General features: G+C 40.9%; 13 protein-coding genes and 1 other annotated feature. All 13 genes read left to right on the top strand.

From position 1 onward, the window contains the following. The first annotated feature begins 55 nt into the window (after positions 1 to 55). Complete coding sequence (gene sigG / locus G8782_RS04865) at positions 56 to 841, top strand: RNA polymerase sporulation sigma factor SigG (protein WP_172369762.1); 786 nt, start codon at positions 56 to 58, stop codon at positions 839 to 841. 129 nt (positions 842 to 970) lie between these two features. After that, a complete protein-coding gene (locus tag G8782_RS04860) occupies positions 971 to 1216 on the top strand; it encodes a PRC-barrel domain-containing protein (RefSeq protein WP_172369761.1) in 246 nt (81 codons plus the stop codon). Between the two features lie 69 nt (positions 1217 to 1285). Next, positions 1286 to 1981 carry a YggS family pyridoxal phosphate-dependent enzyme gene (locus tag G8782_RS04855; RefSeq protein ID WP_172369760.1) on the top strand — a complete coding sequence of 232 codons (696 nt, stop codon included), beginning with the start codon at positions 1286 to 1288 and terminating at the stop codon, positions 1979 to 1981. Beyond that, positions 1978 to 2424, top strand: a complete 447-nt coding sequence (locus tag G8782_RS04850) for a cell division protein SepF (protein ID WP_172369759.1) — start codon at positions 1978 to 1980, stop codon at positions 2422 to 2424. Before G8782_RS04855 ends, G8782_RS04850 begins: the two co-directional genes overlap by 4 nt. A gap of 26 nt (positions 2425 to 2450) precedes the next feature. Continuing rightward, positions 2451 to 2738, top strand: a complete 288-nt coding sequence (locus G8782_RS04845; protein ID WP_172369758.1) for a YggT family protein — start codon at positions 2451 to 2453, stop codon at positions 2736 to 2738. Between the two features lie 115 nt (positions 2739 to 2853). Then, on the top strand, positions 2854 to 3630 hold the full coding sequence (locus G8782_RS04840; RefSeq protein WP_172369757.1) for a YlmH family RNA-binding protein: 777 nt from the start codon (positions 2854 to 2856) through the stop codon (positions 3628 to 3630). Positions 3631 to 3728: 98 nt separating this feature from the next. Then, positions 3729 to 4238, top strand: a complete 510-nt coding sequence (locus tag G8782_RS04835) for a DivIVA domain-containing protein (protein WP_172369756.1) — start codon at positions 3729 to 3731, stop codon at positions 4236 to 4238. 110 nt (positions 4239 to 4348) lie between these two features. Then, positions 4349 to 4595 (top strand) — a binding site (T-box leader). Positions 4596 to 4660: 65 nt separating this feature from the next. Continuing rightward, the gene (gene ileS / locus G8782_RS04830; RefSeq protein WP_172369755.1) at positions 4661 to 7423 is read left to right on the top strand and encodes an isoleucine--tRNA ligase; all 2763 of its coding nucleotides are present in this window, start codon (positions 4661 to 4663) and stop codon (positions 7421 to 7423) included. A gap of 111 nt (positions 7424 to 7534) precedes the next feature. Continuing rightward, the gene (gene lspA, locus G8782_RS04825) at positions 7535 to 8011 is read left to right on the top strand and encodes a signal peptidase II (RefSeq protein ID WP_172369754.1); all 477 of its coding nucleotides are present in this window, start codon (positions 7535 to 7537) and stop codon (positions 8009 to 8011) included. Beyond that, complete coding sequence (locus G8782_RS04820; protein ID WP_172369753.1) at positions 8012 to 8938, top strand: RluA family pseudouridine synthase; 927 nt, start codon at positions 8012 to 8014, stop codon at positions 8936 to 8938. 192 nt (positions 8939 to 9130) lie between these two features. Further along, the gene (gene pyrR, locus G8782_RS04815) at positions 9131 to 9676 is read left to right on the top strand and encodes a bifunctional pyr operon transcriptional regulator/uracil phosphoribosyltransferase PyrR (RefSeq protein WP_172369752.1); all 546 of its coding nucleotides are present in this window, start codon (positions 9131 to 9133) and stop codon (positions 9674 to 9676) included. Positions 9677 to 9700: 24 nt separating this feature from the next. Beyond that, on the top strand, positions 9701 to 10987 hold the full coding sequence (locus G8782_RS04810) for a uracil-xanthine permease family protein (protein ID WP_172369751.1): 1287 nt from the start codon (positions 9701 to 9703) through the stop codon (positions 10985 to 10987). 24 nt (positions 10988 to 11011) lie between these two features. After that, positions 11012 to 11890 (top strand): aspartate carbamoyltransferase catalytic subunit, encoded by an 879-nt coding sequence (locus tag G8782_RS04805; protein WP_172369750.1) that lies wholly within the window; start codon positions 11012 to 11014, stop codon positions 11888 to 11890. Position 11891 lies beyond the last annotated feature (1 nt).

Here is an 11891-nt window from a genome sequence, read left to right as displayed (position 1 = left end):
TTTCTGCGGATAGACTATTTCGTACAGTCATCTACAGAATGTGGAGGAAAAGCGAATGGCACGTACACGAGTTGAAATATGCGGAATCGATACATCTGAATTGCCATTACTCTCAAATGAAGTGATGCGAGAAACATTTGTCCGATTGCAAAGTGGTGACATGTCCGCAAGGGAAGAACTTGTAATTGGAAATTTACGCTTAGTTCTAAGTTTAGTTCAAAGATTCATCTACCGAGGCGAACAAGCAGATGATTTGTTTCAAGTTGGATGTATTGGACTATTAAAGTCAATTGACAATTTTGATCTGAAGCACAATGTTCGGTTCTCAACGTACGCTGTTCCAATGATAATCGGAGAAATCAAAAGGCATTTGCGCGATCATCATGCAATTCGGGTGTCAAGATCACTTCGTGATATCGCGTATCAAGCAATGAGAGCAAGAGAAGAATTTATAAATGAAAAGCAACAGGAACCGCGACTCTCCGATTTGGAAGATGCGACAGGAATACCGGCCGATGAAATTCTTTATGCACTTGATGCAATACAAGATCCAATGTCGCTCCATGAACCAATGAACAGCGGCGATGGTGATCCCGTATTTTTGATGGACCAACTACAAGATAAAACTGTATCTGAAGAAAGATGGCTGACATATGTTTCGGTAAAAGAGACGGTTTCATCAATGAACGAAAGACAACAAGATATCCTTTCAAAACGATTTTACCTCGGTCAGACGCAAACGGAAATTGCTAAAGAACTTGGTATTTCGCAAGCGCAAATTTCGAGACTTGAAAAGAGTGCGATTCAGACAATAAGAGACGGCATGGAACAAGATATATAAGTTCGAAAAGCATATTTTTGTCACACTGTAGAATTAGTATGAACTTTTATGATACTTTTAGCGCAATGCAAACAATGCATTGCGTTATTTTCTATTTACAAGCATATATTCATGTAAAGGGGTGTTGACATGAAGTTTTCTGAAATTCAAAAAAAGGAAGTTATTGATGCTACAAAAGGCTCTTTTCTTGGTTATGTTCAAGACGCGACAATCGATATCGCCAATGGAAAAGTAGAATCACTACACGTAAACATCGGTGAAAGAAGTCTTTTTTTTGATTCCAAACAAAAAAATGTGAAAAAAATACGTCTGAAAGATATTTCGATAATCGGAAAAGATATTGTCCTCGTAGGCAAGAAAGCTGGAAAAGAATGATATTTCATTGAAAAGTGAAGCTTTGCTTGGTACAATGAATTGAAAGATATATGAAAAGTAGTGATTAGAATGGGCAATCTTCAAAAACGTATACAAGAAATCAAACAAAATATTTCAGAAGCATGTACCAAAGTTGGCAGAGATCAATCGGAAATAACGATAGTTGCTGTAACGAAAAGCGTTTCAGAACAAAGAGCGACGGAAGTAGTAAATGAAGGAATAATAAATCTTGGTGAAAACCGTGCTGAAGGTCTTGTCAGGAAACAACAAAACATGATAGATGCAAATGTTTCCTGGCATTTTATCGGGAATATTCAAAGCCGGAAAGTTCGGGATATTGTTGGAAATATAAGCTATTTGCATTCTCTGAGCAGAAAAAGCATTGCGAAAGAAATTCAAAAACGAGCATCTAATCCAATTAATTGTTTCGTGCAGGTAAATGTTTCAGGGGAAGAATCTAAATCGGGTGTCACACCAGAGAATCTTGATGGTTTTATAGATGAACTAGCCGATTTCGATAAAATTCATGTAGTCGGTTTAATGACAATGGCGCCAAATACTGAAGATGAAGCATTAATTCGTTCGGTTTTCAGCAAGATGAGAATCCTTCGAGATCGATTAAAAGAAAAGAATATGCCGCATGCGCCTTGTACAGAACTCTCAATGGGAATGTCAAATGATTACTCAATTGCAATTGAAGAAGGCGCGACATTCGTACGAATCGGAACCGCATTAGTCGGAGTAGAAAGCGAGGGTGTCAGATGAGTCTTAAAAACAAATTCCAAAACTGGTTTTATCTAGATGAAGAATACGAAGAAGCAGAACCCCAAAAGAAACAAGAAGAACAACGTTCGATCGAACCTCAGAAAAGGACTAAAGCTCGTCCGCAGCAACCAGTTAAAACTGAGCAACCATCCGCTAGAGTCGTCAGTTTGCAAAGTGTTCAAAAATCATCTAAAGTGATTCTTATAGAACCGCGTGTCTATGCTGAAGCGCAAGACATTTCCGAACACTTGAAGAACAAGAGGGCGGTAGTTGTTAATTTGCAACGTATCGAGCGGGAATCAGGCGTGCGCATAATTGATTTTCTAAGCGGTACAGTATATGCGCTAGGTGGAGACATTCAGCGTATCGGAACAGATATTTTTCTATGCGTGCCAGATACCGTTGAAGTCGCTGGGGCCATATCCGATTATTTCGAACAATAGAAACTAGATGAGGTGTACGATTCATAATGGCTCAATTTATAGTAATATTACATGATTTAATAATCAACGCAATTACGTTATATAGTTTTCTGCTCATCGCTTATATTTTAATGTCTTGGGTACCATCAATTCGCGAAGGTAAATTCGGTCAATTATTGGGTAAAGTTGTTGAACCGTATTTATCTTTTTTCCGGCAGTTCATCCCGCCGCTTGGTATGATCGATATTTCGCCGATTGTCGCGATTTTCGCTTTGCGATTTATTTCCGGAGGCATAACGACTATATTTAATATGATTCTAAAAGGAATGTTTTAACAACCTCTAAATCCTCACAATTGTGGGGGTTTTTAAAACATTATAGAAACAGCTAATCAAATTAGACAATTACTTTTTTGGATAGTTTTTGCAGCGTAGATGAGGAGTATAGGTCATGGATGCAATCATGCAACATTTTAGAAATGATGAACAACCTTTCATTGAAATGGCTATGGGCTGGGTGCGTGACGTGGAGAACTCGTATGCACCTAAATTGACTGATTTTCTAGATCCCAGGGAACGATTTATAATCGAATCGCTAATTGGCGGAACTGATATATTAGCAGACTCATTCGGCGCTTACCCAGAAAGTGAGAGAATGAGGGTACTACTATTTCCAAGTTATTATGTTCCAGAACCAAATGATTTTGAAGTGACTGTATTTCGCGTTAAATATGCTACGAAGTTTTTAACGTTAGAGCACAAAGATATTCTTGGTTCGCTCATGTCACTTGGTATCGACCGTGCTAAATTTGGCGATATCCAACTTGCTGGGGATGAAGTGCAATTTGCCGTCGTCTCTGATTTGAAAGATTATATGACAGCAAACTTCACATCGATTGGAAAAGCAAAAGTGTCTGTTGAAGAAGTTTTAACTAAGGAAGAGCTGATTGTTACGCATGATACGTGGATTGAATCGCTGCAAATCGTCAGTTCTATGCGACTTGACGCTGTTGTCGCTTCGCTATTAAATCTTTCTCGTCAAAAAGCATCCGTATTAATCCGCAACGATAGAGTACGAGTGAACTGGGCGACGCAAAGTGATCCATCAGCCGAACTGTATGAATCTGATATGTTATCAATTCGAGGTTTCGGCCGTTTCAAAATAATAGCGGTAGAAGGAAGAACACGGAAAGATAAAGTTCGACTTCTAACCGGTCAACTTGAATAAAAATCACAAACTAAATGTGAAAATACTGATAATTGGTGTCATAATGACCGATTTTTATGTATAATGATATTTACTAAGGTAATAGGAGGATTCGACATATGGCATTATCACCGCTTGATATACATAACAAAGAATTTAGCCGCTCAATGTTTCGTGGGTATGATGAAGACGAGGTAAATGAATTTTTGGAACAAGTACTTAAAGATTATGAAAATGTGCTTGAAGAAAAAAAGGCTTTGGAAAATAGTTTAAAACAATCAACAGAGCAAATCACTCATTTCAATACCATCGAAACGACACTCCAAAAGTCGATTCTCACGGCGCAAGAAGCTGCAGAAGACGTTCGACGCAATTCGATGAAAGAAGCAAAGCTGATTATAAAAGAAGCTGAGAAAAATGCTGACCGCATTGTAAATGAAGCGCTTTCGCGTGCACAGAAAATTGCAGTGGAAATTGAAGATTTGAAAAAACAATCCAAGGTTTTCAGGAATCGTTTTAAAATGCTCATCGAAGCACAATTGGATTTAGTCCAAGCTAATGACTGGGATGATCTGCTTGAGTATGAAGTTGATGCAGAAAAATTTCATAAAGTAGCAGAAGAGTCATAAGTTCATTAAAACTTGACTCATAATTAGTTCACAATTATAATTATGGGCATATATTGTAATTAACAATTATGTGCATATATTGTCAGTAACAGAATTGAATTTCATTTAGTCGACAAGCGTTGACAGAGATAGTAATTTCCAAAATAGAAAGTTTTGTATAAAACTTTTTTGATGTTGTATAAAGCGATTCAGGGGTGGTGAGAGCCTGGAATATAACCTGGAAATGAAAATCACTCTTGAGCTGGTTTGCGGAATTTTTAGTACGCAAATCCGGATGTACCTCCGTTATGGTATCTGAGTGGCAGCATTTTTATAGCTGCAAGTAGGGTGGTATCGCGAGTAATCCTCGTCCCTTTTTAGGGACGGGGTTTTTTTATTTTATTTTATTTAATATAAGAACAGTTTAATAAGGAGGATTTTTAATGGATTATAAAGATACATTATTGATGCCAAATACAAAATTCCCGATGCGCGGGAATCTACCGAATAAAGAGCCGGAAATGCAAGCGAAGTGGGAAGAGATGAACATTTACGACAAGGTGCAAGAACGCACCAAAGATCGACCGTTTTTTGTTTTGCATGATGGGCCACCGTATGCGAACGGCGATTTGCACATGGGCCACGCGCTTAACAAAGTGCTGAAAGACATGATTGTCCGTTATAAATCGATGACTGGCTACAACGCGCCTTATGTCCCTGGATGGGATACGCATGGTTTGCCAATTGAGCAAGCACTTGTTAACACTGGCGTGAAAAGAAGTGATCATTCAGTTGCAGAGTTCCGAAAAATGTGCGAAGAATATGCGCTTAAACAAATCGATAACCAACGATCACAATTTAAACGCATTGGCGTACGCGGAGCTTGGGATAATCCATACATTACCCTGAAACCTGAATTCGAAGCGCGTCAAATTCAAGTTTTCGGTGAAATGGCTAGAAAAGGCTATATTTACAAAGGGTTGCGCCCGGTATTTTGGTCTCCATCAAGTGAATCAGCTCTAGCTGAAGCGGAAATTGAATATCAAGATAAAAGATCACCTTCTATCTATGTCAGTTTCCCTATTAAGGACGGACGCGGTGTGCTTGAAAACGATGTGCAGTTTTTAATCTGGACGACGACACCTTGGACGATTCCGGCAAACCTTGGAATTACAGTACATCCAGAATTTAATTATATTATTGTTAAAGTCGGGGAAGAAAAATTCATTATTGCGGAAGATTTACTATCCTTTGTGGCTGAAGAAATCGGTTGGGAAGACTATACAGTTCAACGAGTTCTAAAAGGTGCTGAACTGGACCGCATCAAAGCTAAACACCCGTTGTACGATCGCGAATCACTAATTATGCTCGGCGACCACGTTACAATCGATGCTGGTACAGGTTGCGTTCATACCGCACCGGGACACGGGGAAGAAGACTTTTATGTTTCCCGCGCTTACGGTATCGATGCATTATGTCCAGTTGATGACCGTGGAGTCATGACTGCGGAAGCACCAGGGTTTGAAGGTCTTTTCTACGACGATGCAAACAAAGCAGTTTCAGAAGCGCTAGATAAAGAAGGCGCCCTTAGAAAATTATCATTTGTGACTCACTCGTATCCGCATGATTGGAGAACGAAAAAACCTGTTATTTTCCGTGCAACGGCACAGTGGTTTGCTTCCATTGAAACTTTCCGCGACGACTTGCTGACTGCGATTAAAGAAACGAAATTCACGCCTTCATGGGGAGAAACGCGTCTATACAATATGGTACGCGACCGTGGGGACTGGTGTATTTCACGTCAACGCGTTTGGGGAGTTCCAATTCCTGTTTTTTATGCGGAAAATGGCGATTCAATTATTACGGAAGAAACGATTGCACGCGTGTCAGAATTATTCCGCGAGCACGGTTCTAACATTTGGTTCGAGTGGGATGCTAAGGATTTATTGCCAGAAGGCTTTGTGCATGAAGGCAGTCCGAACGGCGTATTTACAAAAGAAACTGACATCATGGATGTTTGGTTCGATTCTGGATCAACTCATCAAGGCGTTCTTGAAGAAAGAGATGATCTCGTCTATCCTGCTGATTTGTACTTGGAAGGATCCGACCAGTACCGCGGATGGTTTAACTCTTCGCTTACGACCAGCGTGGCGATTAATGGCCATGCACCGTATAAAGGCGTATTAAGTCACGGATTCACGCTTGACGGCAATGGACGCAAAATGAGTAAGTCTGTCGGGAATGTAATCGTGCCAGAAAAAGTGATGAACCAATTTGGAGCGGAGATTCTTCGCTTATGGGTATCTTCAGTAGACTATACTGCGGATGTTCGCGTTTCGGATTCGAACTTTAAACAAGTTGGAGAAGTGTACAGAAAAATCCGTAACACATTCCGTTTCGTTCACGGAAACACATCTGACTTCAATCCGAAAACGGACAGCATCGCATTTGAAGATCTTCGTCCGGTTGATCAATACGTCTACGTCAAACTGCAAGGTTTGATCAAAGAAGTTCGCGGGGCGTATGAGGACTATGAATTTGCAGGCGTATATCATGCGGTGAATAATTTCTGTACAGGAATTTTAAGCTCATTCTATCTAGATATCGCAAAAGATGTCGTTTATATCGAAAATAAAGAACATCCACATCGTCGCTCGATGCAGACGGTCATGTATGAATCATTGCTTTCGTTAGTAAAATTATTAGCACCGATTCTACCGCATACAGCAGATGAAATGTGGTCGCATCTGGAACATGTAGAAGAAGAAAGTGTTCAACTGACAGATATGCCAGAATCGATGGACTTGGGTGCGAAAGCAGAGCAATTAGAAGAGCGTTTCGCTACATTGATGCTCGTCCGAGACGATGTCCTAAAAGCGCTTGAAGTGGCGAGAAACGACAAAGGAATCGGAAAGTCGTTAGAAGCGAAAGTCACTGTCTTCGTTCCTGAAGCGTTAAACGATATCTTTAAAGCGGATGATATCGATTATGCTCAGTTCTTCATCGTATCGAAATTCATTGAAGGCGACGCTCTGTCTGCACCAGAAAATGCGCTGAAACTAGATACAGTCAGTGTGCTAGTTGAAAAGGCGGACGGCGAAAAATGCGATCGTTGCTGGACAATTTCTGAAACAGTCGGCGAGGATGAAACACATCCAGAAGTTTGTACGCGCTGTGCAGAAGTCGTGAAAAATTATTATTCATAATAAATGAATTGTAAATGGACAGTTGTGGCAGTCTTTGTATGACGATTGCTGCAACTGTTTCTTTTTTTATGGTAATATTAATAGTGAATCTGTTGACGGGAGTTGTCGGTCTTGCTTATTTATTATGCATTGGCAATAGTTGTTATATTAATTGATCAAATAACGAAATGGCTCGTTGCAACCAATATGCAATTGGGAGAAAGAATTACAATTTTCGAACCCTATTTGAGTCTGCTTTCGCATCGAAATAGAGGTGCGGCATGGGGCATGTTAGAAGGGCAAATGTGGTTGTTTTACATCGTTACAGTCATCGTCGTTGCGGGAATTATTTACTACTTTCATAAAGAAGCACGCGGACATAAACTTTTTAGTATCAGTTTAATGTTACTTCTCGGAGGCGCAATCGGTAATTTTATCGATCGTTTACTGCGCGGAGAAGTTGTCGATTTTGTTTCTGTTCTAATTCCAGTTATCAATTACGATTTCCCGATATTTAATGTCGCTGACGCCGCTTTGACAATCGGCGTAGCTATACTCATTATCCATATCATTTTGGATGAAAAAAAGAATAAGAAAAAGGTGTCGTAAATGGAAATTATTCGTATCGAAATACAAGAAGAAGACGAAGGCAGCCGTATTGATAAAGTTTTGTCGACGAGTCGACCGGATTTATCACGGACTCAAATTCAACAATGGATAAAAGATGGCGATGTTTTAGTCAATAAGAAAATAGTTAAACCTAATTACCGTGTGAAAACAGGCGATCTATTAACAGTCGATGAGCCAGAACCTGAAGAGCTCGACATCACGGCGGAGGATTTGGACTTAGACATTGTTTATGAGGATGGTGATGTCCTCGTTGTCAATAAACCTCGTGGAATGGTCGTGCATCCTGCAAAGTCGCACGCGAGTGGCACGCTTGTAAATGGGCTCATGTATCATTGCAAAGATTTGTCCGGGATAAACGGCGTTCTGCGACCAGGCATTGTCCACCGAACCGACAAAGACACATCGGGATTATTGATGGTGGCCAAAAATGATGTAGCGCATATTTCACTTGTCAATCAACTCGTTGAAAAATCTGTGAAAAGAGTCTACACGGCACTCGTGCACGGGCATATCCCGCATGACAACGGAACAATCGATGCGCCGATCGGCCGGGATAGTCGCGATAGACAAAGTATGACCGTGACGGATAAAGGGAAAGATGCGATCACTCACTTTAAAGTGCTCGAACGATTCGGGGAATATACACTTGTTGAATGTACTTTGGAAACGGGAAGAACGCATCAAATTCGTGTCCACATGAAATATATCGGCCATCCATTAGTCGGTGATCCGAAATATGGTCAAGCAGAAACAATCGATTTTGGCGGTCAAGTACTTCACGCAGGAACACTTGGATTCATACATCCACAAACAGGGGAATATCTAGAATTTACGGTGGAGCCTCCAGCGGATTTTCAAGAGTTGGTTGAAAACATTCGTAATAACGTTGACATTCAAGAAAAGTAAAAGTATACTACTAAAAAGTAATCAAATAGCGATACCTTTAAAATCAGTCCAGAGAGGCTGGGAAGGTTGCACGGAAAGTACAGTGGCATAGCTGCGCCTATTTTGCTGTACAATTTTTCTGCAAGTCTACCCTCCCGCCTTAACTGGCAGGGAGGTTTTTTGTTTGGAACTTATTTACAAGGAGGAAACCAAATGACAGAAAAAGCAAATATCCTCGATGAACAAGCAATCGGACGAGCATTGACGAGAATTGCACATGAAATTATAGAAAGAAATAAAGGAATTGACGATTGCATACTCGTCGGCATCAAAACAAGAGGGGCATACCTCGCTGACCGGCTCTCAAAAAAAATCGAGCAAATCGAGGGTAAGAAGATTCGTTCGGGTGAACTTGATATCACGCTTTATCGAGATGATTTGCAAACAAAGCATGCTGATAATGAACCCCATGTACATCAGGTTGATATTTCACATGATGTCAATGAACGAAAAGTTGTCCTTGTCGACGACGTACTCTATACCGGGCGAACAGTTCGCGCTGCGATGGATGCAGTAATGGATCTCGGAAGACCTTCTCAAATTCAATTGGCAGTGCTTGTCGATCGGGGCCATCGCGAATTGCCGATTCGACCGGATTTCGTTGGGAAGAATATACCGACATCGAGTCTTGAACGGGTCGTTGTGAATTTGCACGAAACAGATGATGAAGATAGCGTCACAATACATTCAAAAAAATAAAGAAACTGTATGGGGGAATTATGAATGAACGACAAGGTATTAGATGTACATGAAAAACCAACGGCAGGTAAATGGCTGACACTTAGTCTCCAGCATATGTTTGCAATGTTCGGAGCAACGATTCTTGTTCCGCAACTCGTCGGCTTAAGCCCCGCGATTGCACTATTAACGAGTGGAATCGCGACGATTATATTCATCTTGGTTACACGTTTTCAAGTTCCCGCCTATCTAGGTTCTTCATTCGCCTTTATCATACCGATTCAAGTAGCTACAGCGAGCGGCGGAATCGGAAGCGCAATGATCGGAAGCATGTTTGTCGCTCTTGTCTATGCGATTGTTTCGCTCATGATTTGGAAAACAGGTTACAAGTGGATCATGGAATTGCTCCCGCCAATCGTTGTAGGTCCTGTAATTATGGTTATCGGACTCGCGTTGGCTCCTACAGCGGTAGGAATGGCAAGTACAATTCAAGTCAATGGGGAATCTGTTTACAACTTGCTTCACTTTTCAGCAGCGCTCGTTACACTAGCGGCAGCCATCATCTGCATCATGTTTTTTAAAGGGGTAATAAGCCTTATGCCGATTCTAATCGGAATCGTAGTAGGCTATCTATACTCGGCCGCAATTGGAATCTTGGACTTTTCCAGAGTAATGAAAGCAAAATGGTTCGAGGTTCCTGAAATGCTCATCCCAGGTATTGATTATGCATTCGTAGTAACGCCAACGCTTCTCTTTATCATGGTGCCGATTGCCATCGTTACGATATCTGAGCACATCGGCCACCAACTCGTTCTTGGTCGGATCGTTGACCGCAATTACATAGAAAATCCAGGATTGAATCGTTCATTACTCGGAGACGGTCTTGGTACCTTAATCAGTGGATTCGTCGGTGGCCCTCCGAAGACGACATACGGCGAAAATATTGGAGTTCTCGCGATAACGCGCGTATACAGCATTTACGTCATCATTGGCGCGGCAGTTTTCGCTATCTTGTTCTCATTCTTAGGAAAAGTCATGGCGATCATTGCCACGATTCCTACGGCAGTTCTCGGCGGAATATCGATTCTCTTATTCGGGATTATCGCTTCATCAGGCTTAAGAATGCTCGTTGATCATAAAGTCGATTTCGGAAATCAACGCAATTTAGTTATCTCATCTGTCATTCTAGTGATTGGAATTGGAGGAGCCACGATTAAATTCAGTGAAACATTCGAAATTGAAGGAATGGCTTTATCGGCAATTGTCGGAGTTTTGCTAAATCTAGTATTGCCAGGAAAATCTGCTGAAAAGTTAACAGACGAAACAGAGTAAATCGGTACAAGGAGGATGAGTCTGATGAATGATTTAGTATCAATGAAACAATTAAGTGAATCAGAAATACTAGCACTTCTAGACCGAGCTCAAAACTTTGAAACATACGGCGCACGTGAACTACCTAAAAAGTATACTGTTTCTAATTTGTTTTTCGAACCGAGCACAAGAACAAAAACAAGTTTTGAAGTAGCAGAACGAAAGCTTGGTCTAGACGTTGTTCCATTTGAATCAGGACTTTCCAGTACGATAAAAGGCGAGACGCTCTATGACACTGTCAAAACGCTGGAGTCAATCGGAGTCGATGCGCTCGTCATACGACATCCTGATGTCGGGTATTACAATCAGCTAATAGGCAAGACAAACATCTCAATCATTAACGGCGGGGACGGGTCCGGTCAACATCCGACGCAGTCACTTCTCGATTTATATACAATCCGTGAAGAGTTCGGTTCATTCGAAGGATTGAATATAGTCATTGCAGGGGATATTGCCCATAGCCGTGTGGCACGATCAAATGCAGATGCGTTGACCAGACTCGGTGCAAATGTTACTTTCCTATGTCCCACCGAATGGTGCGGTGAATTTAACGCGGTGCATGAGTGGGATGAGAATCTATTAAATTCTGATGTAATAATGCTTCTTCGCGTGCAACATGAAAGACATAACGAAAAATCGATATTTACGAAAGAAAGCTATCATAATCAGTATGGACTCACACTGGAGCGCGCAAAAAGAATGAAAGAAAACGCAATTATTCTGCATCCCGCACCATTCAATCGTGGTGTTGAAATAGATGAAAATTTAATAGAATGTTCGAAATCAAGGATTTTCAAGCAAATGGAAAACGGTGTGTATGTTCGAATGGCAGTACTAGAATTAATTCTAAATGGGAGGAATTAAC

The sequence above is a fragment of the Sporosarcina jiandibaonis genome (assembly GCF_013184495.1).
In the GTDB taxonomy this organism is placed as follows: Bacteria; Bacillota; Bacilli; order Bacillales_A; family Planococcaceae; genus Sporosarcina; species Sporosarcina jiandibaonis.
Note: the sequence above shows the minus strand (reverse complement) of the source record. Positions and strands in the feature narration are given on the sequence as shown.